Annotated in this window: 25 protein-coding genes; 11 read left to right on the plus strand and 14 right to left on the minus strand. The window is 69.7% G+C overall.

Annotated features, from left to right (window positions below):
• Positions 1-36: 36 nt before the first annotated feature.
• The gene (locus tag ABZV91_RS08170) at positions 37-642 is read right to left on the minus strand and encodes a hypothetical protein (protein ID WP_355237292.1); all 606 of its coding nucleotides are present in this window, start codon (positions 640-642) and stop codon (positions 37-39) included.
• On the opposite strand from ABZV91_RS08170, the gene ABZV91_RS08175 reads away from it, so the two are divergent.
• On the plus strand, positions 635-1,291 hold the full coding sequence (locus ABZV91_RS08175) for a helix-turn-helix domain-containing protein (protein ID WP_355237295.1): 657 nt from the start codon (positions 635-637) through the stop codon (positions 1,289-1,291). The two genes, ABZV91_RS08170 and ABZV91_RS08175, sit on opposite strands and share 8 nt — an antisense overlap.
• Here the strand turns inward: ABZV91_RS08175 and ABZV91_RS08180 are convergent.
• Positions 1,258-2,358 carry an alpha/beta fold hydrolase gene (locus tag ABZV91_RS08180; protein WP_355237298.1) on the minus strand — a complete coding sequence of 367 codons (1,101 nt, stop codon included), beginning with the start codon at positions 2,356-2,358 and terminating at the stop codon, positions 1,258-1,260. The genes ABZV91_RS08175 and ABZV91_RS08180 overlap by 34 nt on opposite strands.
• Positions 2,359-2,523: 165 nt before the next feature.
• On the opposite strand from ABZV91_RS08180, the gene ABZV91_RS08185 reads away from it, so the two are divergent.
• A complete protein-coding gene (locus ABZV91_RS08185; RefSeq protein ID WP_355237301.1) occupies positions 2,524-2,766 on the plus strand; it encodes a CsbD family protein in 243 nt (80 codons plus the stop codon).
• 121 nt (positions 2,767-2,887) lie between these two features.
• Here the strand turns inward: ABZV91_RS08185 and ABZV91_RS08190 are convergent, their stop codons facing one another.
• The 3 genes from ABZV91_RS08190 to ABZV91_RS08200 form a co-directional block, all read right to left on the minus strand.
• Positions 2,888-3,379 carry a hypothetical protein gene (locus ABZV91_RS08190; protein ID WP_355237304.1) on the minus strand — a complete coding sequence of 164 codons (492 nt, stop codon included), beginning with the start codon at positions 3,377-3,379 and terminating at the stop codon, positions 2,888-2,890.
• An 87-nt stretch (positions 3,380-3,466) separates the two neighbouring features.
• Entirely contained in the window at positions 3,467-3,670 is a 204-nt protein-coding gene (locus tag ABZV91_RS08195) for a hypothetical protein (RefSeq protein WP_355237307.1), read from the minus strand.
• A gap of 117 nt (positions 3,671-3,787) precedes the next feature.
• The gene (locus tag ABZV91_RS08200; protein WP_355237310.1) at positions 3,788-4,522 is read right to left on the minus strand and encodes an MBL fold metallo-hydrolase; all 735 of its coding nucleotides are present in this window, start codon (positions 4,520-4,522) and stop codon (positions 3,788-3,790) included.
• Positions 4,523-4,668: 146 nt separating this feature from the next.
• Here ABZV91_RS08200 and ABZV91_RS08205 point away from each other — a divergent pair, with 146 nt between their 5' ends.
• From ABZV91_RS08205 to ABZV91_RS08215, 3 genes are all read left to right on the plus strand, one after another.
• The gene (locus ABZV91_RS08205; protein WP_355237313.1) at positions 4,669-6,204 is read left to right on the plus strand and encodes an MFS transporter; all 1,536 of its coding nucleotides are present in this window, start codon (positions 4,669-4,671) and stop codon (positions 6,202-6,204) included.
• Complete coding sequence (locus ABZV91_RS08210) at positions 6,191-6,766, plus strand: TetR family transcriptional regulator (RefSeq protein WP_355237316.1); 576 nt, start codon at positions 6,191-6,193, stop codon at positions 6,764-6,766. Before ABZV91_RS08205 ends, ABZV91_RS08210 begins: the two co-directional genes overlap by 14 nt.
• A gap of 136 nt (positions 6,767-6,902) precedes the next feature.
• A complete protein-coding gene (locus ABZV91_RS08215) occupies positions 6,903-7,064 on the plus strand; it encodes a hypothetical protein (RefSeq protein ID WP_355237319.1) in 162 nt (53 codons plus the stop codon).
• Positions 7,065-7,115: 51 nt separating this feature from the next.
• Here the strand turns inward: ABZV91_RS08215 and ABZV91_RS08220 are convergent, their stop codons facing one another.
• Positions 7,116-7,307 (minus strand): DUF3072 domain-containing protein, encoded by a 192-nt coding sequence (locus ABZV91_RS08220; RefSeq protein ID WP_355237571.1) that lies wholly within the window; start codon positions 7,305-7,307, stop codon positions 7,116-7,118.
• 389 nt (positions 7,308-7,696) lie between these two features.
• Here ABZV91_RS08220 and ABZV91_RS08225 point away from each other — a divergent pair, with 389 nt between their 5' ends.
• Positions 7,697-8,860, plus strand: coding sequence for a hypothetical protein (locus ABZV91_RS08225; protein ID WP_355237322.1), 1,164 nt, complete (start codon positions 7,697-7,699; stop codon positions 8,858-8,860).
• A gap of 52 nt (positions 8,861-8,912) precedes the next feature.
• Here ABZV91_RS08225 and ABZV91_RS08230 read toward each other — a convergent pair whose 3' ends face one another.
• The 3 genes from ABZV91_RS08230 to ABZV91_RS08240 are packed head-to-tail and all read right to left on the minus strand — an operon-like array spanning position 8,913 to position 12,442.
• Positions 8,913-10,445: a long-chain fatty acid--CoA ligase gene (locus tag ABZV91_RS08230; RefSeq protein WP_355237325.1), complete on the minus strand. Its 1,533-nt coding sequence runs from the start codon at positions 10,443-10,445 to the stop codon at positions 8,913-8,915.
• Positions 10,446-10,453: 8 nt separating this feature from the next.
• A complete protein-coding gene (locus ABZV91_RS08235) occupies positions 10,454-11,581 on the minus strand; it encodes a DUF5938 domain-containing protein (RefSeq protein WP_355237328.1) in 1,128 nt (375 codons plus the stop codon).
• A 57-nt stretch (positions 11,582-11,638) separates the two neighbouring features.
• Positions 11,639-12,442 carry an SDR family NAD(P)-dependent oxidoreductase gene (locus ABZV91_RS08240; protein WP_355237331.1) on the minus strand — a complete coding sequence of 268 codons (804 nt, stop codon included), beginning with the start codon at positions 12,440-12,442 and terminating at the stop codon, positions 11,639-11,641.
• A 201-nt stretch (positions 12,443-12,643) separates the two neighbouring features.
• On the opposite strand from ABZV91_RS08240, the gene ABZV91_RS08245 reads away from it, so the two are divergent.
• The 3 genes from ABZV91_RS08245 (at position 12,644) to ABZV91_RS08255 (ending at position 14,481) form a co-directional block, all read left to right on the plus strand.
• The gene (locus tag ABZV91_RS08245) at positions 12,644-13,276 is read left to right on the plus strand and encodes a TetR/AcrR family transcriptional regulator (RefSeq protein WP_355237334.1); all 633 of its coding nucleotides are present in this window, start codon (positions 12,644-12,646) and stop codon (positions 13,274-13,276) included.
• A 156-nt stretch (positions 13,277-13,432) separates the two neighbouring features.
• The gene (locus ABZV91_RS08250; protein ID WP_355237337.1) at positions 13,433-13,570 is read left to right on the plus strand and encodes a hypothetical protein; all 138 of its coding nucleotides are present in this window, start codon (positions 13,433-13,435) and stop codon (positions 13,568-13,570) included.
• A 311-nt stretch (positions 13,571-13,881) separates the two neighbouring features.
• The gene (locus tag ABZV91_RS08255) at positions 13,882-14,481 is read left to right on the plus strand and encodes a DUF4126 domain-containing protein (RefSeq protein WP_355237340.1); all 600 of its coding nucleotides are present in this window, start codon (positions 13,882-13,884) and stop codon (positions 14,479-14,481) included.
• A 254-nt stretch (positions 14,482-14,735) separates the two neighbouring features.
• Here the strand turns inward: ABZV91_RS08255 and ABZV91_RS08260 are convergent, their stop codons facing one another.
• The 3 genes from ABZV91_RS08260 to ABZV91_RS08270 form a co-directional block, all read right to left on the minus strand.
• Positions 14,736-16,109, minus strand: a complete 1,374-nt coding sequence (locus tag ABZV91_RS08260; RefSeq protein ID WP_355237343.1) for a diguanylate cyclase — start codon at positions 16,107-16,109, stop codon at positions 14,736-14,738.
• Between the two features lie 71 nt (positions 16,110-16,180).
• Positions 16,181-17,131 carry a terpene synthase family protein gene (locus ABZV91_RS08265; protein ID WP_355237346.1) on the minus strand — a complete coding sequence of 317 codons (951 nt, stop codon included), beginning with the start codon at positions 17,129-17,131 and terminating at the stop codon, positions 16,181-16,183.
• A 1,585-nt stretch (positions 17,132-18,716) separates the two neighbouring features.
• Positions 18,717-19,493 (minus strand): DUF1542 domain-containing protein, encoded by a 777-nt coding sequence (locus tag ABZV91_RS08270; RefSeq protein WP_355237349.1) that lies wholly within the window; start codon positions 19,491-19,493, stop codon positions 18,717-18,719.
• A gap of 498 nt (positions 19,494-19,991) precedes the next feature.
• Between ABZV91_RS08270 and ABZV91_RS08275 the strand changes: the two genes are divergently transcribed.
• Positions 19,992-21,632 (plus strand): ABC-F family ATP-binding cassette domain-containing protein, encoded by a 1,641-nt coding sequence (locus ABZV91_RS08275; RefSeq protein ID WP_355237352.1) that lies wholly within the window; start codon positions 19,992-19,994, stop codon positions 21,630-21,632.
• A gap of 31 nt (positions 21,633-21,663) precedes the next feature.
• Here ABZV91_RS08275 and ABZV91_RS08280 read toward each other — a convergent pair whose 3' ends face one another.
• Together ABZV91_RS08280 and ABZV91_RS08285 are read right to left on the minus strand one after the other, a co-directional pair.
• Positions 21,664-23,463, minus strand: coding sequence for an MFS transporter (locus ABZV91_RS08280; RefSeq protein WP_355237354.1), 1,800 nt, complete (start codon positions 23,461-23,463; stop codon positions 21,664-21,666).
• 74 nt (positions 23,464-23,537) lie between these two features.
• On the minus strand, positions 23,538-24,035 hold the full coding sequence (locus ABZV91_RS08285; protein WP_355237357.1) for a MarR family transcriptional regulator: 498 nt from the start codon (positions 24,033-24,035) through the stop codon (positions 23,538-23,540).
• A 186-nt stretch (positions 24,036-24,221) separates the two neighbouring features.
• Between ABZV91_RS08285 and hrpB the strand changes: the two genes are divergently transcribed.
• Positions 24,222-26,681 (plus strand): ATP-dependent helicase HrpB, encoded by a 2,460-nt coding sequence (hrpB, locus tag ABZV91_RS08290; protein ID WP_355237360.1) that lies wholly within the window; start codon positions 24,222-24,224, stop codon positions 26,679-26,681.
• The last annotated feature ends 14 nt before the right edge of the window (positions 26,682-26,695 follow it).

A 26,695-nucleotide genomic window follows, 5' to 3' on the forward strand; every position in this document is an offset into this window, starting at 1 on the left:
CCCCACCGGGTGGGGTCGGCACTACGTGCGCAGCGGCTATCGAACCAGCAACGTGGCGCTGGCGGCCACGATCCAGCCGATCCAGCCCAGCCATCCCACCAGACCGACCAGCGCGAGGCGGCTCGTCCCCTCGGCATTGTGGGAGCTCGCCGAGGAGGCGAAGAACAGCAGCGCGGCGGCGGCGAAGCCGAGCCACTGCTGCCACGGTGGCAGGAAGCCGGTCTCGGCGGCGGCGATACCGAAACCCAGGAGGGCGATCGCCAGGAACACCTGGTTGAAGCCGAACAGCACATTGTGCAGCGCCCACAGGCCCGATGCCGGACCGTGGTCACGGGCCGCCGCGGCCAACCCGAATCGCAATGCCTCCACACAGCCGAAGGCGACGTTCTGCATCAGGACGCCACCGAAGCCCAGCAACAACCACATGGTGGGCGCCGACGGCGCTTCCCACATCGCCGCCGCCGGCCCCGCGGCGAACACCGTGGTGCACAGCCACGTCAGCGGCGCGAGCACCGAGGGACGTTTCAACGCCTCCCCGACCCCGGCCAGGGAGTCCACCACCTCGTCCATGCCCTGTCCGGACATCGGCAGCGGCAGCCGCGCGCGCAGATAGAGGAGGTTGACCACCACGGCGGTGAGCACGAATCCGATTCCACTCAGACCCGCTGCACCCGACTCGACCCCCCGCCGTGGTTACGACTCCCTGCGCCGGCAAGCGCAAGCCCATCGCACGCGGGCAGAGATCGCGGAGGCGGCCCGTCGCCTGTTCGTCGCCCGGGGCTGGGGGCCGACGACCGTGCGGGAAGTAGCCCAGGAGGCAGGGGTGTCGGTGCCGACCGTCTACGCCGCGTACGGGAACAAGACCGGCCTGGTGTGGGCGCTGGTGGAGGCGGCCGACCTACCGGCCGACCCGGGCCGGCTGCTCGGCGAGCTGGAGTCGGCGGGACCCGCACAGCAACTCGCCGCGATGGCCGGCTACGACCGCAGGCTCTTCGAAAGCTCCGGCGACCTCATCGGACTGATCCGGGAGGCCGGGCGGACCGAGGCCGACCTGGCCACCCTCTACACCCGGGTCCGCCGGGCCGCCGACCGCATCCGTGAGGAGGTGTTCGCGGCCTGGCCCGCGGGCACCCTCCGCGCCGAGGTGGACCTGGCCACCGCTGTCGACACCTACGCCGGCCTCTGCAATATCGACGTCTACACCGTGCTCACCCGCGAACGCGGCTGGCTCCCGGAACGGGTCGAGCAGTGGTGGAGTCACGCGCTCGCCCGCCAACTCCTCGACCGGTGACCGCGGCGCCTCGTTGTCCCGCCCGCCCACCCAAGGCTCACAGCATGTCCGATGACGGTATCCGAGACCCGGTTCCAGCTCGTCGACGTCGCGCACCGGGACAGTGCCGAGGCCTGTACCGCGGCCGGCCTGGCGTCCGCGATCACCACCTCGGTCGACACCGCGCGGATGAATGCGGACGCGAACCCCGGCCTGTATCGGGTTGTCGCCGAGTACATCCGGTAGCGATGGCCGCTACGCCGTGAAGAAGTCGCCCAGGACGCGGGCGATCCGGCCCGGGCACTTTCGGTGGGAATGTGGCCGGCCCCGGGAATGCGGACGAGCTCGGTACACGGCATCTCCGCGGCGAACTTCTCGGCATAGCCGATATTTTCGAACCGGTCGTCCACACCCCAGACCAGCAGCTTGGGCGTCCGGCAGCGCCGTAACAGGGGAACGAGATCGAGGGTGTAGCGGTGGTCCGCCGCGCCCGCCAGCGCCCGCCAGGAGCGGCGGACCCGTGGGTCGGTCCACGGATCCACGTACGCGGTGACCAGCTCGTCGGTGGCGGCCTCGGTGAGCGCCGCCGCCACCGCCTGCCGTCGGGCGTCCAGCAACTCGGCGGCGGTGGCGGCCACCGCCGGGTCCCCGAACCGCGCGACATGCGGTGCGGGCCAGGAGTCGTAGAGCACCGAGTTGACCAGCGCGAGCCCGGACACGTCCAGGCCGTCGTGCACGAGGAGGTGCTGGGCGACCGCGCCACCGATATCGTGGCCGCCCAGGGCGAGCGGCCCGGTGAGCCCCATCGCGGAGACGAATCGCCGGACCCATGCCGCCAGAGCGGGAACGGTGGCGGTGTCCGTGGTCAGCTCACCTCCCGATCGCCCCAGCCCGGGGAGGTCGACCGCGATGGGTCGCAGGCCCGCTTCCGCGAGGCCACCCAGCACCGGCAGCCATACCCGGCTCCAGTACGTGCCGTGCAGCAGCAGCACGGTGGGCCCGTCCCGGTCCACGGTCAGGTAGCCGGCCGCGTCACCGTCGACCGGTATCGCGGCCCGCCGTACACACGGTGGCATGGTTGCGCTCATGGCTCCAGCGTGGCCCGGCCGGCGCCCGCCGACCAGAGGCCGGAAAGACATCATGAGGTACTTTCCTGCCGGCCTTCGGACGCCCGGAAAGATCACCGATTGAACCGGCGACCTCCGGGTACGTCGCGTATATCCACCGGAACCGAGCATTCGGAGGGAGATATCGTGGCCGAGAAGCAGACCGGACCCCGCGAAGGACTGGAAGGCGTCGTCGAGGGCGTGAAGGGCAAAGCCAAGGAAGTGGGCGGCACCCTCCTCGACAACAAGGACCTGCGCGACGAGGGCATCGCCCAGCAGGACAAGGCCGAAGCCCAGCGTGAGGTCGCGGAGAAGGAAGCCGAAGCCGAGAAGGCGCGCTCCGACGCCGATGTGCAGGAAGCACGGCAGCGGTCACATCAGGGGCGGTAGCGGCGATTTCGCTACCGGCAACGGGTGTTTCGCCCCGCACACCGACCATCGAGCACTCGGCGGCGGCCGCCCGCACTTCCGGGCGGCCGCCGCCGAGTTTCGTCGGCGCGCCGTTCCGCGGTCACCGGAATCGACCGGTGACGGCCGCCCGGCCCGAGGCACCACGGCCGGCGCTGCGAGGTATCACGGCTCTGGATATGGGTGATGCAGTAGGCGCCCGCCGGCATCCCACCCCCACCCCGGGCTCTCCCGGTTTGCTGCCGCGCGAATAGACCACGACGGCGGCCTTCTGCTGATCGGCGATCGCGTTCCATCCCGACGCCGAGGCGATGTTCGCCGGAGTGCTGTATCCACCGTGGACGACGACCACGAGCGGTGCGCCACCGGCGGATATGCCGGCGGAGCCGTGCACGAGGTAGTACCGGCCGGCGCAGCCGTCGACCTTCAGATCGCCGGCGGTCGGCGCGGTCGAACACAAGACGGCCGCGCCGCCCGGGTCTTCGGGGGACTGTTCGTCGGCAGCGGCGGGACCTGTTGCGGATACTACGAGCGACAGTGCCGCGCAGGACGCGGCGAAGAGCGCGCCCAGGCGTCCCGAAAGGGAGGACGCCACGGAAACTCCTTGTGTGCGAACACACTTCCGGTCGCACACTGCGCAGGAAATCGTGGAGTCCGGGACGGAATCGCGGGCCCGGCCGGCTCAGCGGCGCACGCGCCGCCAGTTCCAGGAGCGACCTCCGGCTCCGGCGCGCGCACCGGTACCGAATCCCGCGAGATGCAGGGCGACCAACAACAGTCCGACGGTGACGAGAGTGCCGCCGGTGATGGAGTCGCCGAGGCGGGCATCGGTCAGATCGAAGAGAAGCGCGAGACCGAACGCGACGGCGGCGGCAGTGGCGAGCATGAGAACCTCCTGATATTCCCTCGGAACCGGCGACACCCGAGCGGCTCCGCCGAGTTGCTATGTGGCGCATACCCGCAAAACACCCGGGCTCACCGTCGCGGCGCGATTCGCGTACCGCTACGCGGTGGGCCCGGCCACTCCGAAGCGGATGGCCAGTTCGTCCCGCTGCGCGCGGAGGAATCCCGCGTCCACCACCGCGCCGTGCCCGGGTACGTACACCGCGTCCTCGCCACCCAGCTCGAGCAACCGGTCGAGTGCGGCGGGCCACCGCGCGCCGACGGCGTCGGGCCCGGCCTGCGGCTCACCCGACTCCTCGACGAGGTCACCACAGAACACCACCGTGGGGTCGCCGGGCACCACGACCGCCAGATCGTGCCCGGTATGTCCGGGGCCGATGCGGACCAGCAGTACATCGCGACCGGCACCCCGCGCCAGCGCGGTCACGTCCCGGACGTACTCACCGGGCCGGACCAGGGCGTCGGTGGCCGCCCGGGCCGCGGGCGCGTCGAGCCCGTTGTGCACGGCGTCGGCATACAACTCCTCGCCTCCTTCCCGGTACAGCGCCTGCGCGCCGTCCGCGGCGAAGACCGGTGCGGTCCCGAACGCCGCGGCACCGAAGACGTGGTCGAAGTGATGATGGGTCAGCGCCACGCCGGTGACAGGCCGGCCCGCCAGGCGCTGCGCCAGATCACGCACCCGGGCCCCCTCGGCGAGGCTCGACCCGGTATCGACCACGAGTGCGCAGTCCTCCCCCACGATCAACCCCGCCGTGCAATCCCATACCGGCAACCGGCACCGCCCCACCCCGTTCGCGAGCCGCTCCCACCCCAACTCTTCCCACACCACCGTCATACCGAAACGCTAGCGGCCGGTCGGCGCCGTGGAGAGCACACCGAGCGGATACCCGCGGCGGAACCGCCGGGGGGTGTGACCGAACGCGCACCGAGCATTCCGTTCAGTCTCTACAACATTCCATTTGGACTGTTAATGTGGGAGGAATGAGCGAAGCCGTGGAAGCCGCGACCACCCGGGCGGGCCGCCGTGAATGGGCGGCCCTCGCCGCGCTGGTCAGTGTGGTGCTGTTGCTCGCCATCGACGGAACCGTGCTGTACCTCGCGGTACCGGCACTGACCGCCGATATCCGGCCCACTGCGACCCAACTCCTGTGGATCGGCGATATCTACGGGTTCGTCCTGGCCGGGCTGCTCATCACCATGGGTAATCTCGCCGACCGGATCGGGCGCAAACGCCTCCTGCTGATCGGCGCCGCCGCGTTCGGCGCCGCCTCCGTTCTCGCCGCGCTGGCGCCGAACGCCGAAATCCTCATCGCCGCGCGAGCGCTGCTGGGGGTGGCCGGGGCGACGCTGATGCCGTCGACCCTGTCCATCGTGCGGGCCGTATTCACCGATCCGCGCCAGCGGACGACGGCCATCGCCGTATGGTCGGCCGGCGCCACCGCGGGCGCGGCCGCCGGGCCGCTGATCGGCGGCGCGCTCCTCGAGCATTTCTGGTGGGGTTCGGTGTTCCTCATCAATGTGCCGGTCATGGCCGTCGTCCTGGTGGCGGGCGCGCTCCTGTTGCCCGAATCCCGCGGTACCGGCGCACACGCGGTGGACTGGCTGTCCTCGGCGCTGTCCATCGTCGCCATCGTGCCGATGGTCTACGCGGTGAAGCACTGGGCCGGAACAGGACTCGACGCGACGGTGGTGGTGACGGCGCTGATCGGCGCGGCCGGCGGTCTGCTCTTCCTGCGCAGGCAGGCCCGGCTGGCCCTTCCGCTGGTGGATATCTCACTGTTCCGGATGCCCGCGTTCACCGGTGCCGTGCTCTCCACCGCCCTGTCGATCTTCGCGTTTCTCGGGCTGCTGTTCTTCTTCTCCCAATACCTGCAACTCGTCCGCGGGTACGGCCCACTGCAGGCCGGGCTGGCCGAACTACCGACGACGCTGGCCTCCATGGCCGTCATCGCCGTGGTCGGCGTACTGGTGGCCCGGTTCGGGGCCGGGCGCACGATCGGCGGTGCGCTACTGGTGGCCGCCGCCGGGATCGCCGGGATCGGCTGGGCCGCCACTTCGTCCGGCTTCTTGGGTCTGGGTATCGCGCTGGCGGTCCTGGGCCTCGGCGTCGGCGTGGCCATGACACTGTCGACGGACGCGGTGGTCACCGCGGTCCCCCCGGAGCGGGCCGGCGCCGCCTCCTCCATTGCCGAGACCGCGTACGAGATGGGTGGCGCGCTGGGGATCGCGGTGCTGGGTTCGATCCAGCTGGCGCGGTACCGCGCGCATCTGGAGCTCGGGCCCGGCACCGATCCGGCCGCGGCCGCCGCGGCCCGGGACTCGCTCGCGGGCGCGGCGGGCGTCGCGGGTGAGTCCGATATCTTCACCCGTGCGGCGTACGCCTTCACCACCGCTCTGCAGTCCACGTCGTATCTCGCGGCGGTACTGCTCGTGATCGCGGGCGTGCTGGCCTGGCGCGTCATCCCGTCGCGGCGGCCGACCGCGGACAAGGAGCAGGGGCAGCATGAGCCGGTCTGATCAGGGCCTCACCCGAGACAAGGAACGCACCCGGCTGGCCGTACTCGAGGCCGCGGAACGGATGTTCGCCGAACGTGGCACCCGAGTGAGCCTGAGCGATATCGCCACGGCCGCCGGCGTGACGAAAGGTGGTCTCATGCACCACTTCCCGAACCGGGGCGCGCTGCTGGCCGGGGTCACCGAACACCTGATCGGGAAAGTGTGGGCCGAGGTACACGAGCGGATCGACCTGTCCGAGAACCGGCCCGGGAAATTCACCCGCGGGTACGTCCGCGCCCTGACCAGCGGAAGCGAGTCGGTCTCCCGGGCATTCAGCCCGACCGGCCTGGTCGTCGCCCTGGGTTCGGCCCGCGGTCTCGACGAGCTCTTCGCCGCGGACGCGCGGCGGCTGGACGAGGCGTTCGACGCCGACGGTCTCGCGCCCGCGATCACCTCGGTGATCCGCTTCGCGGCCGAGGGGCTGGCCACCGCGGCCGACAGCCCCTACCTCACCGCCGGCCGGCTCGAGGCCGCACGCGCGGAACTGCTCGCCATGACCGAATCCGCAGCCGACGACGACTGAACCCGCTTGCAGCAGCTTCCCACGCGGCCGTCCGGGGCCGGGGCCGGGGCCGGGGCCGGGGCCGGGGATCGTAACGTACCCGGTATGACTGATCTGCGGGCCGCTCGGCGCGGTGTTGCTGACGCGGCGGCCGCAGTTGAGCCTGCGTTCGACCTTCCTGGCGTGGTCGGTGGTGCTGGTCGCGAGTGAGGCAGGCATGGCCCTCGCGTTCACCGTGGCGGCGGTGGTTATCGCGATCTCGGCGGGTCTGGCGTTCGCCGCGTCGCGGGCCGGACGGCATCCGCTCGCACCCCGGTAGCAGAACGCCGATCGGCCGGAAGCACCGCGGGCCGGACCCGTCGGCCGGCGCTCAGATCCCGCGGCCGGTGCGCTGCTGGAGTTCGTCGATCAGCTGTGACGCCTGCGCTTTGGTCAGCCCCTCCGGTACCTGCTGCCCGGCCTCCTGGGCCAAGGTGTGCAGATAGGACTCCTGCGGCCCGGTCATGGGCTCGTCACCGGTGGTCCACTGGTCCCGGTCCTTCTCCGGTTGCTGCTGCACCATCATCGCTCCTCTCCACGGCAGAACGAGTGTTCGAATGCCGCGTACCCGGATCACACAGCTTCAACCACCCGCCCCACGTCCGCGCGGTCGGCGCGGTTCCGGCCGGAGCCGTCGGTGGCCCGCACGGCCCGCCCGCGGACACCGGCGGTCCACCGCGTCGTCACGGACCGCGACCCGGGTCACCGGCAGGCCGCCGGACAGGCTCCGCGGCGCTCCCCAGGCCCGTCCGGAGCTGGACCGCGCCGCGCCGGCGCGGTGTCGGCCGACGGCCACCCGGCACCGGACGTACACAGCCGGGTACCGGCACTGGAATATCGCCGACGGGTGTTCCGGTAGTGTCCGCGCTTCCTGCCGATGCCCGACCGCGAACTGTGAGGTTGCTCTTTCCGATGACGAATATCGACGACGATCGGGCCCGGCGGGAGTTCGCCTTGCAGGTATTCGGGCATATGCGGTCGGCGGGCGTCGGCGATGTCTCCTACGACGCCGAGGAATTCGCGGTCCGATACGACGGCGGCGATGGCGTTCTCTATCTCGCGAACCTCTTCACCGAGACGCGCGACCGATCGCCGGAAGAAGCCCGGGAGTGGCTGACACGGATCGTGCCCGCGCCGGTGACGCCCGCGACGCCACCCGAGAGCTGGGAAGAGGTACGCCCGCTCCTGCGGCCGGTCCTGCGGCCGTCGACCTACGCGCTGGACGACGGCGGTTCACGGATACGGCGCCCGCTCTTCCCCTTCGTGGACGAATTGCTGGCCATCGACTACCCGGACGTGATCGGTTTCCCCGAAGAATCCAAGCTCGCCGAATGGGGCGTGACGACCGACGAGGCGTTGACCGTGGCCCGGGAGGAGAACCTGGCCGCGACGGTGCCGGTGGCGGAACTGCCCGGCGACGGCATCGTCGAGATAGCGGTCGACGAGGCCGACTACCTGTCGTCGTGGATCCTGGTCCCGGACTGGCTGCTCGTCTCGACGACGAACTTCGAACATCCGCCGGTCGCGTTCGTTCCGGACCAGCAGAGCCTGCTGATCGTTCCCGGCGATCCCGAGCTGTTGTCCGAGGCCTTCGAAGCGGTGGAACAGGCGTACCGGGAGGCGACTCGACCGCTCTCGCCCCAGGGCTACACGCTCGACGAATCCGGTCTCGTGATCCCCCTGGACCGGGTGACCACCCCGAACGACGCCGAGGTCGCCCGCGCCCGAGCGGTTCTCGCCGGCGCGGAATACCACACCCAGCAGCAATGGCTCGAGGAGCGCTACCGGGACGAGCTCGAGGCGATCTACGTGAGCAGCCTGATGGTGGCCGAACGCGAGGACGGTATCCATACCGTCACCGTCTGGGGCGAGGGTGTCGACGCCGCCCTGCCGGTGGCCGATTTCCTCGCGTTCGCCACCGACGACGAGCAGACCGTCATGGTGCCGTTCGAGATCGCCGTCGATCTCACCGGGATCGTCCCGATGCCCGGCATCCACCCGCCGCGCTATCGCACCGCCGGATGGCCCGATCCCGTGGTGTTCGAACGTCTCACGCAGGCCGCGGTACCGTTCTGACGGCAAGGGATCGGCGGGCGGTCACCGGGAGGTCCGCCGGGCACCGGCGCGCTCATTCCCCGAGTTCGGACCGGATCACGTTCTTCAGGACCTTGCCGACCTTCGAGCGTGGCAGATCCGGCCAGATCTCCACCTGTTTGGGCGCTTTGACGCTGCCGATGCGCTGTTTGACGAACGAGATCAGCTCGTCGGCGGTCACCGCGTGGCCCGGCCGCAGACGCACCACCGCGGTGACCCGTTCACCCCATTTCTCGTCGGGCAGTCCCACCACCGCGCTCTCGGCCACCGCGGCGTGCGCGAGGACGGCCTGCTCGACTTCGGCGGAGTAGACGTTGAATCCACCGGTGATGATCATGTCCTTGGCGCGGTCGACGACGTAGAGGAAACCGTCGGCGTCCAGATAGCCGATATCACCGGTATGGTGCCAGCCGTAGGCGCTCACTTCCGCTGTCGCGGCGGGGTTCTCGTGGTAGCCGTCCATCACCAGCGGACCCCGCACCACGATCTCCCCGCGCTCGCCCGGCGGCAGCAGCGTCCCCTGCCCGTCCATGACGGCGACCGTCGTGAGCGGAGTGGGCCGCCCGGCCGAGGCGAGGCGCTCGGTGGCGACCGAGCCGTCGGGCCGGAAATGATCGGCCGGCGCGAGGGTGGCGATCATATTCGGCGCCTCGGTCTGGCCGAACAACTGTCCCAGCACCGGGCCGATCCGGGTGAGCGCCTCTTCGAGCCGGGTCGGCGACATCGGTGCGGCGCCGTACCAGAGACAGCGCAGCGCGGACAGGTCGGTGCGGTCGAGGTCGGGGTGATCGAGCAGGCCGTATATCACGGTCGGCGGGAGGAACGCGTGCGTGATCCGGTACCGCGCGGCGAGTGCGAGGAATTGCCCGATATCGGGCGCGGGCATGATGACGATCTCACCGCCGAGGGACAGGATCGGGAAGGTGAGCACCCCCGCCGAATGGGTGAGCGGAGCGAGCGCGAGGTAGCGCGGGCGGTCACCGAACGGATAGCTCATCAGGGCCAGCGCGGTCGAGGTCATCATATTGAGCTCGGTCAGCCGCACCCCCTTGGGCCGCCCGGTGGTGCCGCCGGTACCGGCGAGCATGCACAGCCCGTCCGGCGGGCGCCGGCGCATATCGGGTTCGGCTTGATGCGCGGCCAGCCAGGTATCGAACGAGATCGCGCCCTCGCTGTCGCCGTCCAGGCAGACCAGCCACTCCAGCCGTGGGAGTCGGTCACGGATACGGGCGATCAGGCCGGCGAAACGCTGCTGGAAGAACAGCAACCGGCAGCCGAACAGGTCGAAGAGCCGGCGGTTCTCCTCGGCCTCGTTGCGCGGGTTGACCGGGCACCACACCGCGCCGGCACGCGAGATTCCGAAGACGCAGGTCAGGGCGAGCGGGTCGTTGGCTGACAGGACCGCGACCCGGTCGCCGGACTCGATCCCGGTGTGCTGCAATGCGCCGGCGACGGCCACCGAATCGTCGTACACCTCGCCGTAGGTGCGTGTCGATCCGGCACAGGTGAGGCAGGGGGCGTCGCGGCCGAGCGAGGCCCCCTTGTCGAGATAGTCCGCGAGTCGCATCGACGGCCTCAGCGGTGCACCGTGACGATGGGGTCGAGGACGAGCCCGAACGCGCGCAACGTACCGAGCAGTTCCCGATGCCCGAATGCCTGGCAGCTCGAGGCGAAGCCGGTCACCCGCGGGGCCTGCTGGAGCAAGGCCGCCGCCGCATGGGCGTTGAGCAGCGCGGTCTGCTTGTAGTTGCAGTTGCCGTGGATCAGGCAGTGCGCCCGGCCCAGCGGACCGGAAGCGTACACCGAGTCGAGTGAGGTGTTGATCCGCGGATTCTCCCGCGGCGGCATCTCGCTGCGGATGGCGGCGGACTGCTCGTCGATGATGCGGTACTTCTCCGCCTCCGACTTACCGTCCATCTGCGCCAGGGCCGCCGCCACCAGCTGGGGCACCCCGAGCATCAGCGGGCGGTTCATCACGCCGCCGAGCGCCCGCACATTCGCGACCCGTGGATCGTTCTTGAACCACACCGGATGCGAGGTACCGCCCCACGGCAGTGCCAGCCCCAGCTCGTGCTGTCCGGGCACCACCACCTGGTAGAGCCCTTCGTCGACCGGCCATTCCACGTACTCGTTCTGCTCGAGGTAGTACGCCTCGGCGAACGCGGCATTGGTGAGAATCGTGTTGGTCGAGGCGACGGTCGGGTGCCCCTTCCAGAACACCTCGATATCGAGGGTGTCCAGGCCTGGGTTCTCCAGGCAGATATTGGCGGCGATCTCGCCGATGCTGTACATCTGCGCCAGGCCGGGCGTGAGCAGCAGGTCCCGCGCGGCGAATTCGGCGCCGTAGCGCTCCTGGGCGTCGATCATCCAGTTCTGCTCACCGTTGGTGTCGGTGTAGTGGGCGCCGATCTCGAGACACGCCTCGACCACCGGATGCCCGTACCGGGCGAACGGGCCGACGGTGTTGAGCACGACTCGCGCGCCCCGGAACGCGTCGGTCAGCGCCGCGGTCGTGTGTTCGACCTCGACGATCTCGTGGTCCACGGTGCCGATACCCGGTACCGCGTCCACTGCCGCTTTCAGCCGGGCGTGGTCGCGGCCCGCTGCCAGGAAGGGGATGCCGTACTCGCGCAGATATTCACAGATCAGCCGGCCGGTGTAGCCGGAGGCGCCGTAGACGACGACCCGTTTGTCGGTGGCCATGGTGGTGTTCTCTCCTCGTGGGGTGGAATTCGAGCGGTGGTCGGGATCGGGTTGCCGTTACATGCCCATCCCCCCGTCGACCGGTAGCCCGGCGCCGGTGATGAACTTCGCCGCGTCGGAGACGAGGAATACGACCGCGTCGGCCATATCGTCGACCTGGCCGAGCCTCCCCAGCGGCGTGAGTTCGGCGACCGCCTGCGCCGCGGCCTCCGGCGACGGGAACAATCCCAGCTCGGCGCAGTCGACAGCGAGCTTGTTCCCCATCGCGGTGGGGGTCAGGGCGGGATAGATCGAATTGACACGCACGCCGTAGCCGAGTTTGCCCGATTCCGCGGCGGCCACCCTGGTCAGCCGGTCGATCCCCGATTTTGTGGCCGAGTAGACGCTGATGCCGGGGAACGCGATCGTCGCGGCGACCGAGGCGATGTTCACCACGGCGCCGCCCTGCCCGGCGACCCCGCCCGGCCGCATGGCCCGGAACGCGTGTTTGATGCCGAGCGCGGTGCCGAGCAGATTGACATCGAGCATGGTGCGGGCCTGCTCGGGGTCGAGATCGGCCAGCAGGCTGGTGACTTCCACGCCCGCGTTGTTGACCACGATGTCGAGCCCGCCCAGCGCGCCGACAGTCGTGGTGACCGCGCGTTCCCAGGCACTGTCGTCGGTGACGTCCAGCGAGACGAATTCGGCCCGGCTGCCCTGGGCGCGCAATTTCTCGACCATCGCGGCGCCACCGTCGGCGTCGATATCGGCGATCGCCACCGCCGCGCCGGCCTCGGTCAGCGCTTGGGCCATCCCCGCACCCAGGCCGCGCGCACCCCCGGTGACCAGCGCAGCCCGTCCGCCCAGGTCGTAACTCGTCATTACCGTTCCTCTCTCGAAAGCAGCCCGGCACCGTGATCCATGCCACAACGGCGCCGTGGTGTGTCGCATGCCACAGTAGGTGGAAATCTTGACAGTCGTCAAGAAAAATCTTGACAGTTGTCCAAAGATTCGCGGTAGTCGTGCGCTTACACTCAGGAGAAGCCGGGCAGGTGAGATCCGAACCGAGAAGAATGCAGACAAGTGACACAGGCCGCTGACCCCAGATCCCGCATAGACGAGCGCGCGCGCGACAAGTTCGCGGCGAAGCGCACCGAACTGGCGCTGGCCACCCTGCACACGCTCGCCGAGCGTGGCTACGCGCATACCAGCCTGCGGGAGATCGCGCAGAACTCCGAGTACTCCCACGGCGTCCTGCATTACTACTTTCGCGACAAGATCGACCTGCTGGTGCACGCCGTCCGGCAGTACGAGATGGTCTGCGTGACCCGCTACGACGAGGTGATCGCGTCCGCGCGGGACGCCGACGAGTTGCGCACCGAGTTCATCGCCACCTTCTCGACCACGCTGGTGGCCGACGCCGCCATCCACCGGCTCTGGTACGACCTGCGCAATCAGAGCCTGTTCGACGATTCTTTCCGCGACGACGTCCTCGAGATCGAGGCCCGCCGCGAGGACATGATCTGGCGGGTCGTCTCCCGCTACTGCGCACACCGCGACAGCACCCCCGCCCTCACCCCCGCCGTCGCGTACACGACCATCGACGGGATCTTCCAGCGCGCGCTGCTGCACCAGCTCGCCGGACGCACCGACGGCGCGGAAACCGTTCGAGGGCAATTGGATTCGGTATTCTCCCTACTCGGCGCACCGTCGTAGCGAGCCCGGACCGGCGCCGATCTCGCGGCGGCATCAGCGCGAGCATGTCCTCGAATCGATCGAGCCCGCCGACGGCCCGGTCCACTATCCGGACGGCCGCCCGTCCGCTCGCCGCCGGCGGAAATGCGCGCGGGCGGACCCGGTAGCCACCGCAGCGTGAACACCACCGCGGAGACCTTCCACCCGAAGAGCAATGCCGCGTGGACACCGGCGGCCGGGAAAGCACCCACACCCACCAACCATCCGGCGACCCGACAGGCCGCCAGCACTGTCACAGTGACACGCGCCCAGTGACGGCCACAGGAGCGCGGCACAGAGCGGGGCGCCGATCAGGTGGTGACCATTCCATCCCACCGACGTCGTTGCGCCACGCAATCGGAGCGGCGATGCACCGGCGAAGCGCTGGGAGTCACGGATCAGGTGAGGCTGATCGAAAGATGCGGTCCCCCCGACGATCCGGCACAGATCCGAGCACCCGGCGCGCGATCCGGGTACGACGTGGCGGCCATCCACCCGGTACACACCGCGCAGGTCCAGTAGGCGTCGCACGTTGCCGATCCGGCTGTGGAGCCGTGCCGCCGGCTCGGGCCCTTACACTCGCACACATGAGTAGCTGGGTACTCCCCGCCTTCTTGGGGCTGGGACTGGCGGCCGCATGCGGATTCCGGGCCTTCCTGCCGTTGCTGGTGCTCAGCGCCGCCGCGCATTTCGGTGTGCTCGGCCTGCACCTCAACGAGTCCTTCGCCTGGATCGGCTCGACCGGGGCCCTGCTCGCGCTGACGGTCGCCACCGCGGCCGAGATACTCGGCGACCTCGTCCCCTTCATCGACAACGTCTTGTCCCTCATCGGCAATGTCAGTGGCCCGATCGCGGGAGCGATCGCCGCCGGGTCGGTGTTCGAGTCGGCCGATCCGGCCACCGCGGCGATCGCGGGAATCATCGTCGGTGCCCCCACCGCGCTCGCCTTCAGCGCCAACCGGACCGGTGTCCGCGCGGCCAGTACTGCCACGACGGGCGGTATCGCGAATCCCGTGGTCTCGGTCGTCGAGGATGTGCTGGCCTTCGTCCTGGTCGCCCTCGCGATAGTGCTGCCGCTGCTGGTGCCGATCGTGCTGGGCGCGTTGCTGTTCATCGCGTGGCGCGCGGTGCGGAGGTTCCGCCGCCGCAGACCCGCGGCCGCGCGGACGGTCATGACGCCCTGCTAGCAACCGTCCCTGGTCCAGGTTCAACCGGTCGCCCCGCCAGAGCCCTGGACTCGGTCGGGCGGCGGCTGCTGTACTGGGTGCCGGTATTGCGGGTACGGCCCCGGCGGGTGGTGCGGACGGCGGCGGCCAGGCACGCGGAGGAACTTTCGAGCTCGCGCGGCGGCGGGTCGATGCCGGTATGCCCGGGCGCACCGCCGTCGATGCCCCCGGCCACGGCGACCGGCACGAACGACGAGTTGGTCGCCCGCCGGAGATCAGGATTCCGGCGAGTCCTCGGTGGGGATGTAGCGGTTCAATCGATCGGGATCGAGGTCCGGCTCGGCCTCCGTGACCACGCCATCGGCGAGCATGTGTAGTACCCACTGCGCCTTGCCGTTGTTCTTGGCGCGATACAGGCCGATATCTGCGGCGTCGATAAGGGTTTCGGCCTGACCGCTCTGCACAGTGGTCAGCACTGCGCCGATGCTGGCCGAAACCTGCACCCTGTGGCTGTTGGTGGTCACCGGGTCGGTCAGCGCGCCCAACAGGCTGTCCGCCACCCGTCCCATCTTCCAGGCGTCGACCGGTGGCGGCACCAACGCGACGAACTCGTCGCCGCCGATCCGGGCCACGAGACAGTCCAGGTCCTGCACACTCGCGTGCAGACGGTCGGCGACCGCGGTGAGCACCCGGTCGCCGGTGCCGTGGCCGTACCGATCGTTGATGTGCTTGAAGCGGTCGAGGTCCACGAAGCACAAACCGATCTGTTCGTGACCGCCCGCCTCGTTCATCACGGTGTCGAGCCGCTCCAGCAATTGACGCCGGTTGGGTAGGCCGGTGAGCGGGTCGTGCCGAGCCTGACGGTGCAGTTCCTGGCGCATGCGGTGCTGTTCGGTGACATCCTCGCCCACCGCCAGCAGATAGTTGGGATGGCCCCCCGCACCCTCTACGAACGTGATGGAGAAGGAGGCCCACCCGTAGCTGCCGTCGACGCGGCCGATCTGCTGTTCCAGCTTCACCGTGCCCCCACGCTTCGGCACCAGCTTTTCATAGACGAGTCTACGAATTCTCTCCCGATCCTCGGGGTGGGCGAATTCGTAGACCGAGATACCGCGCAGCTCGTCGACCGGGACGCCGATTATATCGGCGAGTTTCTGGTTGGCGTCGAGCAGGACACCGTTGGTGTCGCCCACGGCGATGGCCACCGCTGCGTTCTCGAACACCACCCGGTAGCGCGCGTCCGACTGCCGGGTCGGCTCGACCTGGTCCGCATGGTGGGCGGCGAACCGCTGCTGCCTATGGGTTCCGTACCCCTCGCCCAGTTTGGTGAGGAGTATCGACATACGCGTCACGAGGGCCGGACCGGCATCCGGTTCCACGAGGCCCCACAGGATAGGCGCCGAGATGGCCGGCACATCGTCGACGCCCACCTCCACGGTGGCCAGCGCCGCGCCGACTCTGGCCCCCGCGGTGGGGTCGAACTGGGTCGAGGTGAGGGCTTCGGCCAGGTCGTCGACCAGCCAGTGCAGGAACTTGTCGGTATCGGGGGCGGATGGGGTGGTTTCGCCGGGCGCCCTCAGTGCCCGAGACCACGAGCGGACCAGTTCATCGTGCCCCGACCCGTCCATCACACCCCTTCGTCCATCCACTGCCCGACCTTGATGCGGCTTATCACGTCACCCCTGCCGGGCATCACCCCGACTGAGGCCATCCTTCCCTATCAAGCCGCGCCGCTGCTACTCGGCCGGGTGTTGTTCTCGGCGAAGATGCCTACACCCTTGTACCGGGTGGTCATGACCTGCCACACCCAGGTGGCCTGGACGCAGCCCTCCAGGTCGGCGAGATGGGTCCGGATCGGCCCCGCCAGGCCGCTGTCGGCTATAGCGGGTTCGGCACAGCGCGCCGTGAGCGCGGCGTGCAATCCGCGGAACTCGGTGAGCCGGTCGCGGACCACGCCGGCGGCGGCGTACACAGCGTCGGCAAGCGTGGCCTGCGGGTCGTTCAGGAAGCACACCGGTATCAGATTGAAGTCGGAGCGGTCGACGATGCACTCCTTCTCGAAGGAGAACATATCGTTCATCAGGGCACCGATCTCGGCCGTCACCACCTGTAATCGGCGCACATCGTCCGCGAGGCCCGCAGCGGACAATCGCGTCCGGTCGAGATAACTGTCCCGCCCGAATTCGCACAGGGCGATAGCCGGGAACATACCCGACACCTGGGCCCGGAGGTCGATGTATTCGTCCGTGGTAAGCAGGTCCCGCCGGGACCGGGCGTTCTGGTCCCGGATCGCGGTGCGCAGATGCTCGACGGTGGACTCCAGGAACCGCTCGAGCCACTGCTCATCCGCCTCCTGGGCATGCAACCGGGAGAGGAACTCGACTGTCGCCGTTTCGATCGGCGAAGCGTCCTCCGGCACGGTCCGCGATTCGAGCAAGCGGCACAGCCGGGCGAGTTCGGTTCGCGCCCGACGCTGTTCGTTTCCGGACAGATGGCCGAACTTCTCACGGCCCACAGTGTCGTTGAGCCAGAAGAGGATCGCGTTGAACAGGCCGATGGTGGTCAACCTGTCCGCGCTGATGGGACCCGGATGCAGATACGGCGTCATACTGTTGTAATGTGCGCCGCCCGCCTCCAGCCAGATGCCCTGGGCGCGACAGAATTCCTCCACCTCCGCGCAGGACCGCGCACCGAATCGACTCGGCCTGAACTCCTTGCTGTATTCTGCGATATCGCAGTCCGGCGTGCTGAACAAATCCTGTAGCGACCAGGGCTTATTCAAGCGAACCCGAGCGTCCCTTTGCTCACGCATATCCGCGATTCTCCGCTCCAGCGCCGATGTGTATCGAGAAGCCACGACGACTCTCCTCCCGCATGATCCAAACCCCTCCAGCTTGATACACAGATACGGTTGTGTCACCCCATCGGCCTTCCCGCACAGAGGATTCGATATTGCGCGGGTCCCGCCGGGCCGCGGGATGGGCACCTCAGCCGGCCGCGAGTGATCTCGGCACAGCCGTTGGTCACCACCACGACAACCGGGGCCCATCTCCGACGGCCCGTGGTGACACGCGGACTCGTTGGCGTGAAGGAGTGATCGCCGCGTAAAGGCCGACGGCGTACCGCGGGAAAACGCCACTGGCACAGAGGGCGGCGCAACGACATGCGGTACGTGATCACTGCCTCCTTCATGGCCGCAGGTCATCGACGCGCCGAACAGATCTCGCTGGACGAAGCAATCCTGCGCCGCCGCCGTGCCGGAACCAACGACCGCGACGAAGGCCGGGCCCGGAACACCCGCAACCGATACGGGTGCGGCGTGTGGATCATCTCGCTCACGGGGCCTTCGCCCGGAAGAGCCTCGCCGTTTTACGTTACCGCAGCGGGGATCCGGCCCACTGTCTCGCGAGGACGGACGGCCTGTCGGGCTGCGACTCTCAACTCGGAGCGGTGGGTGTGGCCGACTGTTGACTTCCCCGCGCGCCCCCAGCCCGGGCACTGTCCGAATGACACCACCGGCCCCGGACGGCTGTCGTCGTCGGTGGGGAGCCCCAGGTTTCCCGTCATTGTTCGGCGACCGTGCGCGTTCGGTTCGGGAGAGGCGGCGTGACGGTCGAGAGATCGGGCGCGGCAGGCCCCGATTACGGGAACACGGCGGTCGACCAGAGCGACCCGCTCGCCGGCGTGGAGGTCAGCCCGCGGACTGTACGCCGGATATCGACCGTCTGCGCGAGCGGGGCGCCACCCTATCGTCACCACCGAGAGACCGGATGGCGGGTACCGGCTCGGCACCGGCAGCCGGCCCTGCCGCGGCTGTGCGATGTCGGACAGGCCGTCGCCCGCACCACCACCCTTCGGCATGCACGCGCTCCCGGAAAGGAATCCCCGGGTAACCCGGTCAGCTCCTCGGAGATCCCCCACAACCGTCGCACCGTCGCGGCGTCTCGCGCCGATGCCGAGCAGCCGACGAGTTCCGGCGCGCCGCAGCGTTCCAGGAATTCCCGCGCTCTGCGCCAAGAGTCGGGCCGCGGCACTCTTCACACGGTGGCACAGTACGCGGCGGGACGCTGGCCCCCAGCAGATTCATGGCCGCCGTCTCGGGATGTGCGGCGATCGCGATCACCGCCGAACCGCCCTCGGTGAGCCGCCGCTCGAGTTCGCCGTCGAACAGCAGGCCCGCCGACTCGGACCGCCGAACAGTTGCCGCGTGGCCCCGGCCCGACCGGCCGTTCCGGCGGACCCGCTGCCGCAGTCCCTCAGAAGTCGAAACCACCGCCGTCGAAACCGCCCCGGTCGCCCCCGTCGCCGCCCCAGTAGTCGTGGCCGCCGTCATCGGCGCCCGCTCCGCCGTAATCCTGATCTCCGGCGACGAGTCCGTCCGCATAGCCTTCACCGAAGCCCTGCTCGAAACCTTGCGCGCCGTAGCCCACTCCGGACATACCGGAGAACAGCGAGGTGAACAGCAGAGCCGAGCCGACTCCCCAGGCACCGGCGATCATGGCCGGTTTCCACCAGGGCTCGGAATACCAGCCGGCCGGAACGGGCCGGCCCGCGACACGCCCGCCGGGATAGTAGTTCGGCGTCCCGGCCGAAGGACGCGGTGACGCGGCGATCCGGCGGTTGCCGAAGTCGATCACCCGGTCTTCGCTGACCTCACCCGCGATGGCCTGCCCCGCCAACTCGGGTACGGCGGGGCCGGGATCCATCTCCATGGCGACCCGGGCGGCCCGGATGTAGTAGAGCCCCTCGACCGCGGTCTGTTTCGCCAGCCGGGCCTGAACCGGGGTCCTGGCCTGGTCGACCTGGGAACCCGCCGCCGTGTGACGTTCCGCGGCATCGGCCAGCGCTTGCTGCGCGGCCGGGTTGGTGCCGGACAGGTGGTAGATCTGGCCGCCGAGACGCTCGTTCACCTGGCGGGCCTCGGCGAGCGCGTCGGCCAATTCGGTCGCCGCGCGCAGACTGTTCTGCCGGGACCGCCACACCAGGATCGACGCCACCAGCACGACCGCGACCGCGATCAGTAGCCACTCCATGGGCACGCACTCCTTCGGTCGGCGGAGTACCGCGCCCCAGCGTACCCGCCGGAGGGCGGCCCCCGGCCCCGCCGGACGGGGGCACCGCGACGTCCACCAGGCCGGGATCGGGCCGTCACCGGGCCGCCGGGCGGCGCCGCCGTCGAGCGCGATCCGGTGAGTCCGGCGCATGCGGCCGGACTCGCCGGGCCTACCCCGTGACGCGGGCCGGCCACAGTACAGGAATCACCGCGCGCGGTCGGACAGTTGCCCGGGCCGGGCCGGGCCGATGCCCCGGTGAACCGGCGGACAGAAGCTATGCAGTAAGGGTAGGCTAACCTTTACCGGGACGATCTTGGTCTGCCGGCCACCGCGACAGGCCAACCACTGGAAACGAGGAGATTCCCGATGACTGCCGGCCGGATACTCGACCGCACCGCCGCCGGTCGGCGATCACCTGGGTGCGGTTCTCGCCCTCGGTGTACGGCGCCCGGACGGCGACCGGGCAGAATATGCCCGGTGAGCGCAACCTTGCAGGCCGGCGGCCTGTCGGCCGGACACGCCGAACGCACCCTGTTCGCCGATCTCGATTTCACTCTCGCGCCCGGCGACGTGGTCGGCCTGGTAGGTGTCAACGGCGCCGGTAAATCGACGCTGTTGCGCATGCTCGCCGACGGCGACCCGGACGAGGGCACCATCACCCTGAGCCCGCCGGATGCCACCGTCGGCTATCTGGCCCAGGAACCCGACCGTGTCGACGGCGAGACGGTGCTCGGATTCCTCGCCCGGCGCACCGGCGTCGCACAGGCCCAGAAGGTCATGGACGCGGCCGCCGAACGCCTCGGTGCGGGAGGCACCGACGACTACTCCCCCGCGCTCGAACGCTGGCTCGCGCTCGGCGGGGCCGACCTCGAGCAGCGCGCCGCGGAGGTCGCCGCCGACCTCGGCCTCACCGGCAACCTCGCGGGCGGGCTGGCTACGCCGATGACCGGTCTGTCCGGAGGACAGGCCGCCCGGGCGGGTCTCGCCGCGGTGCTGCTGTCGCGCTTCGACATCCTGCTGCTCGACGAACCCACCAACGACCTCGACCTCGACGGTCTCGAACGCCTCGAGCGGTTCGTCACCGGTGTCCGGACCCCGCTCATGATCATCAGCCACGACCGGGAGTTCCTGACCCGCACCGTGAACAGCGTTCTCGAACTCGATCTCGCCCAGCAGCAGGTCGGCTACTACGACGGTGGCTACGACGCGTACCTGGCCGAGCGCGAGATCGCGCGCCGGCACGCCCGCGAGGCCTACGACGAGTACGCCGCCACCCGGGCCGGTCTGGAGGCCCGGGCGCTCATGCAACGCAACTGGCTGGAACACGGCGTGCGCAACGCACGGCGCAAGAGCAAGAACGACTCCGACAAGGCCGGCCGCAAGATGCGCGCCGAATCCACCGAGAAACAAGCCGCCAAGGCCCGCCAGACGCAACGCCGTATCGAGCGGCTCGATGTGGTGGACGAACCCCGCAAGGAGTGGGAGCTGCGGATGACGATCGCGACCGCGCCCCGCAGCGGTACGGTCGTCGCGACAGCCGGCGCGGCCACCGTCACCCGCGGTGCGTTCACGCTCGGTCCGGTGACCACCCGGATCGATTGGGCCGACCGCATCGTCGTCTCCGGCGCGAACGGCTCCGGCAAATCCACCCTGCTCGCCTTGCTGCTCGGCAAGCTGGCTCCTGATACGGGCACGACAGCGCTGGGCTCCGGCGTGCGGGTCGGCGAGGTGGACCAGGCACGTGGCCTGTTCCGCGGGGACACCGATCTCGCGGCCGCCTTCGGCGCGGCCCTGCCCGATCGGCCGGATGCCGAGGTGCGCACCCTGCTCGCCAAATTCGGTCTCCGCGGGCCGCACGTCAACCGCGCCTGCGTCACCCTGTCCCCGGGCGAACGCACCCGGGCCGCGCTGGCCTTGCTCCAGGCCCGCGGCGTCAACCTGCTCGTGCTGGACGAGCCGACCAACCACCTCGATCTGCCCGCCATCGAACAGCTCGAGCAGGCTGTCGACTCGTTCACCGGCACACTCCTGCTGGTGACGCACGACCGGCGGATGCTGGATTCGGTGCGCGCGACCCGGCGCTGGCATCTGGCGGGCGGGCGACTCCACGAGGAATAGCCGGAGGCCGCGCCCGGCCGCGGCGCCGCCCTCAGCGTCGGACGGGTTCGTCGATCAGTTCGGACGGGGCCTCGCCGGACGCGAACGCGGCCACCGCGGCCAATTCGTCGCCGACCGACTCGTGTGCCTTCTCCTCGGCCGCCCCCGTGCGGCGACGGTCGGTGAAGAACGAGAAGATCGCGCCGAGGACGCAGCAGACGAGCGCGAAGGTGAAGGCGGCGCTCAGACCGTCGGCGAACGGGTCGCTGATCAGGTGCGGGAAGAACTCCAGTCCGGTCAGCTGATCGACGGCGGCCTGCGGCAGCCCGTGCAGCGCCTCGCCGCCCACCTGCTGGATGGGGTTGTAGCCGAGGAAGGCCGCGAACAGGATGCCGACCGTCGGCAGCGCGGCGATTCCCTGAGCAGGGGCGTCCGCCATTCCGCCCGCGGTCAGCCCGTCGAACATCGCGGCCGGCAGATGCGCGCTCAGCCCGGCGATCATCAGCGAGAAGAACAGCCCGATCGACAGCACCATCGCCGCGTTCTGGAAGGTCGTCATCATGCCGGCGCCCGAGCCGCGGGATGTATCCGGTAGCGAGTTCATCACCAGGGCGCGATTCGGCGAGGAGAACAGACCCATGCCGATGCCGTTGATCAGCAGGATCAGCGCGAACACCCAGTAGGAGAAGTCCACCGGCAGGGCGATCAGGCCGGCGAAGGTCCCCGCGGTGACGATCATGCCGGTGGTGGTGAACGCCCTGGTGCCGAAGCGGTCCGACAGGGCGCCGGAGAGCGGGGCGCTGAGCAGGAAGCCGATCGTCATCGGCACCATGTAGATACCCGCCCACAGCGGGGTACGGGAATAGTCGTAGCCGTGCTGCGGCAACCAGATGCCCTGCAACCAGATGATCAGGATGAACTGCAGACCGCCGCGGCCGATCGAGGCCATGAGATTGGCGGCGTTACCGAAGGCGAACGAGCGGTTCCGGAACAACGACAGTTCGAACAGCGGGCTGTCGACCTTCGTTTCGATGTACACGAAGACACCCAGTACGACGAAACCACCGATGATCGCCGCCAGCACCCAGGGATTCGCCCAGCCCATGTCCGAGTCACCATAGGGCTGGATGCCGTAGGTGATGCCGACCAGGATCGCGACGAGACCGACCGCGAATGTCGCATTGCCCCACCAGTCCATCTTCGCCCGCTTCCGCACCCCGGTGTCGCGGAGCTTCAGATAGGCCCACACGGTACCGACGACCCCGAACGGCACGGAGACGAGGAAGATGTAATGCCACTGGATGGGCGCCAGCACACCGCCCACGAGCAGGCCCAGGAACGAGCCGGCGATGGCGGCGACACCGTTGATACCCATGGCGAGTCCGCGCTGGTCGGCGGGGAACGCGTCGGTGAGGATGGCGGAGCTGTTGGCCATGAGGAAGGCGCCGCCGATGCCCTGCACGACCCGCCAGGCGATCAACCAGATCGCCGCGGCGGGGCCGTCGAACCAGGTGATCGCCAGGAAGATCGACGACACGGTGAAGATGGCGAAACCCATGTTGTACATGCGGGCGCGGCCGAACATGTCACCCAGACGGCCGAAGCTGACCACGAGTACGGCGGTGACGACGAGAAACCCCATCATCATCCACAGCAGGTAGCTGGTGTTGCCGGACTCCAATGGGTTGAGATCGATGCCCTTGAAGATATCGGGCAGCGCGATCAGCACGATGGACGAGTTGATCGTGGCGATCAGCATGCCGAGGGTGGTGTTGGAGAGCGCGATCCACTTGTAGTGCGGTCCGAGATCCGCCGGATCCGCGGCGGCCGCTCGGGTGACGGGCGTGGTCATGGAGGGGTTCCTTCGAGCGATGGTGCAAGGAATGGCTGCGCCGCGCTGCGCATCGTCGGTGAGGTCGTGGCGGGTCAGGTCATTCCGAGCGCGCCGGCCAGCATCGCGACTCCCCGGCCGACCGTCAGGCGGTCGTCCGGGTCGAGGCTGTCGATGGCCTCGGCGAGTACCTGCGCTCGCCGGGTCCGGGCATCGGCGATCAGTGCGATCCCGGCCGGTGTCGGATTCAGCAGGCGGGCGCGCCCGTCGTCGGGGTCGGGAGTGCGCTCGACGTATCCGTGCCCCTCGAGAACTGACACGATCCGGGAGATGGTCGGCGCCGAGACCGACTCCCGTTCGGCCAGGGTCGACAGCCGGATCGGGGCGTGGTTGATGATCGTCCACAGCGCCGAGGCGACACCCGCGCTGAGATTCCGGCTCTGCCCACGGGTCCGCAGCGTCCGATTGATGCGGGTGAGCAGGTGGTACAGGGTCGCGACTTCGGCGGGCGTGCCGAGCGCGCCGGTCGCGGACATGCCCTCCATCGCGCCCATCTTTCGTTCGTCCGTTCGCACGAAGTACTCGTTCGTCACAATTAGTTGCTTCTGCTAAGTAAGAACACTGTACCCTCCGGACGCCCTCAGGCGCGGAGGGTGTCGTCGGACGCGACGGGACGCACCGGCGTAACCGGTGGCACGAGGCCCCGGGAACAGCGGTTTCGCCCCGGCGGACGGCGGTGGATACCGCGGATCCGGGCCGATGCCGCAGACTGTCCGGTGATGGAACCGCCCGCACTTCCCGACCTACCGATCCGAGGCGTTCTCGATCATCTCGTCGAGACGCTGACCGAACACGGGACCGCCGTGCTGGTGGCGCCACCCGGGACCGGAAAGACGACCCTGGTGCCCTTGGCGCTGGCGCAGCACGCTACCGGGCGGGTGGTCGTCGCCGAGCCGCGACGGCTGGCGGCCCGGGCCGCGGCCGGGCGGATGGCCGCGCTGCTGGGCGAACAGGTGGGCGAGACCGTCGGCTACTCGGTCCGGGGGGACCGGTGCGTGGGGCGGCGGACCCGGATCGAGGTCGTGACGTCCGGACTCCTGGTCCGCCGGTTACAGGACGATCCCGAGTCGACCGGAGTCGAGGTGATCGTGCTCGACGAATGCCACGAACGGCATCTCGACGCCGATCTGCTGCTGGCGTTGCTGCTGGACGCCCGCGCCGGGCTCCGACCGGATCTGCGCGTGCTCGCGACCTCGGCGACTGTCGCCGCCGAACGCTTGTCGACGCTGCTGGACGGGCAGCATGCGGCGCCGGTCGTGCAGGTCCGGGGACGCACTCATCCGGTGGACACGACATATCTGCCGTCGCTGCCACGGGAGCGGATCGAAGCACACGTCACGCGCGCCATACGTACCGCCCTCGGCGCGACCGAGGGCGACGTCCTGGTCTTCCTGCCCGGCGCGGCCGAAATCCGCCGGGTGACAGCCCTTCTGGGCGGCCTGGACGACGTGGATGTGGTCCCGTTGCACGGCAGACTCCCGGCAGGGGCGCAGGACACGGCTTTACGTCCCGGACCGCGGCGGCGAGTGGTGTTGTCGACGGCGGTGGCGGAGTCGAGCCTGACGGTACCGGGGGTACGGGCGGTGGTGGATTCGGGACTCGCCCGGGTTCCCCGCATCGATCGGGCCCGGGGCCTGTCCGGTCTCGCCACCGTGCGGGTTTCGGCGGCGGTTGCCGAGCAACGAGCCGGGCGGGCCGGGCGTGAGGCTCCGGGACGCGTCTGGCGCTGCTGGCCCGAATACGAACACGGCACGCTGCCCGCCTACCCGGAGCCGGAGATCCGGACCGCGGATCTGACGCGCCTGGCGCTGGAGCTGGCGTGCTGGGGCACCTCCGACGGCCAGGGCCTGACCTGGTGGGATGCCCCGCCACCCGGTGGATTGGCAGCCGGCCGGGAGGTACTACGCGCCCTGGGGGCCGTGCGCGGAGACGGTGCGGTGACCGACCGCGGGCGGCGGATGGCCCGGATCGGACTGCATCCACGACTGGCGCGGGCACTGCTCGACGGCGCGGCCGTGGTCGGTCCGCGGGCCGCCGCCGAGGTCGTCACCGTCCTCGACGATGACAGTTATCTGTCCGGCGTCGACCTCACGGCCGGTCTGCGGCTACTGCGGCGCGAGCGGCCGGCGCGCTGGCGGCGGGAGGTCGAGCGGCTGGCACGATCGGTCGACGGACCGGAGGGGGACGAGGACCCGGCCCTCATCGTCGCGCTGGCCCATCCGGAACGGCTGGCGCGACGGCGCGGAGCGGGTTCGACCAGCTACCTCATGGTCGGCGGCACCGCGGTGACGCTGCCGCCCGGCGCCGGAACAGGCGCTGCCGAGTGGCTGGCGATCGGCGTCGCGACGCGCGATCCCGGCCGCGCCGAGGGGCTCGTGCGCTTGGCCGCGGTCGCCGATGAACAGCTGGCCCGCCGGGCCGCGTCGAACCTGCTGACCACCGTCGACGAAATCGACTGGATCGACGGCGAGGTGGTCGCGCGGCGCACCGAACGGCTGGGTGCGATCACCTTGTCCACCACACCGCTCCCAGATCCCGATCCCCGGTTGCTCGGCGTGGCGATCCGGCGCGGGCTGCAGTCGACCGGGCTCGGTCTCCTGTCCTGGACCGCCGAGGCGATCGGTCTCCGTCGGCGCCTCGACTTCCTGCACCGCACGCTCGGCGCCCCCTGGCCGCCGGTCGACGACGAATCACTGCTCGCCGCCGCCGAGACCTGGCTCGGCCCCGAACTCGCCGCCGCCCGCCGCCGCGCCGACCTCGAACGCATCGACGCCGGCCAAGCACTGCGCCGATTACTGCCCTGGCCGGAAGGGGCCCGTTTGGACGAACTGGCTCCCGAGCGGGCCGAGGTCCCGTCCGGAAGCCGCCCCCGACTCGACTATTCGGCCGACCGGCCGGTCCTCGCGGTCAAGGTGCAGGAGATCTTCGGTTGGACCGACACGCCACGCCTGGCCGGCGGCCGCGTGCCGGTGGTGCTGCATCTGCTCTCCCCCGCGCAGCGCCCGATCGCGGTGACCGCGGATCTCACCTCGTTCTGGCGGACCGGCTGGCCGCGGGTCCGCGCCGATCTCCGCGGCCGCTACCCCAAACATGCCTGGCCGGAAGACCCGGCCACCGTGCCCGCCCATCGGGGCACCGCCCGCAACGCGGGCCGTGACCGGCCGACGCCACCACGCTGAGCCACGCTCCGACG

The organism is Nocardia sp. NPDC004568, assembly GCF_040609955.1.
Classification (GTDB): domain Bacteria; phylum Actinomycetota; class Actinomycetes; order Mycobacteriales; family Mycobacteriaceae; genus Nocardia.

Bases quoted from the DNA above. Each gene is read 5' to 3' on its own strand.
- ABZV91_RS08270 (WP_355237349.1), bottom strand. From the start codon at position 19,493: ATGGAGTGGCTACTGATCGCGGTCGCGGTCGTGCTGGTGGCGTCGATC.
- ABZV91_RS08220 (WP_355237571.1), bottom strand. From the start codon at position 7,307: ATGGTGCAGCAGCAACCGGAGAAGGACCGGGACCAGTGGACCACCGGT.
- ABZV91_RS08195 (WP_355237307.1), bottom strand. From the start codon at position 3,670: ATGCTCGCCACTGCCGCCGCCGTCGCGTTCGGTCTCGCGCTTCTCTTC.
- ABZV91_RS08225 (WP_355237322.1), top strand. From the start codon at position 7,697: ATGACGAATATCGACGACGATCGGGCCCGGCGGGAGTTCGCCTTGCAG.
- ABZV91_RS08200 (WP_355237310.1), bottom strand. From the start codon at position 4,522: ATGACGGTGGTGTGGGAAGAGTTGGGGTGGGAGCGGCTCGCGAACGGG.
- ABZV91_RS08235 (WP_355237328.1), bottom strand. From the start codon at position 11,581: ATGGCCACCGACAAACGGGTCGTCGTCTACGGCGCCTCCGGCTACACC.
- ABZV91_RS08210 (WP_355237316.1), top strand. From the start codon at position 6,191: ATGAGCCGGTCTGATCAGGGCCTCACCCGAGACAAGGAACGCACCCGG.
- ABZV91_RS08280 (WP_355237354.1), bottom strand. From the start codon at position 23,463: ATGACCACGCCCGTCACCCGAGCGGCCGCCGCGGATCCGGCGGATCTC.
- hrpB (WP_355237360.1), top strand. From the start codon at position 24,222: ATGGAACCGCCCGCACTTCCCGACCTACCGATCCGAGGCGTTCTCGAT.
- ABZV91_RS08180 (WP_355237298.1), bottom strand. From the start codon at position 2,358: ATGAGCGCAACCATGCCACCGTGTGTACGGCGGGCCGCGATACCGGTC.
- ABZV91_RS08240 (WP_355237331.1), bottom strand. From the start codon at position 12,442: ATGACGAGTTACGACCTGGGCGGACGGGCTGCGCTGGTCACCGGGGGT.
- ABZV91_RS08255 (WP_355237340.1), top strand. From the start codon at position 13,882: ATGAGTAGCTGGGTACTCCCCGCCTTCTTGGGGCTGGGACTGGCGGCC.
- ABZV91_RS08230 (WP_355237325.1), bottom strand. From the start codon at position 10,445: ATGCGACTCGCGGACTATCTCGACAAGGGGGCCTCGCTCGGCCGCGAC.
- ABZV91_RS08205 (WP_355237313.1), top strand. From the start codon at position 4,669: ATGAGCGAAGCCGTGGAAGCCGCGACCACCCGGGCGGGCCGCCGTGAA.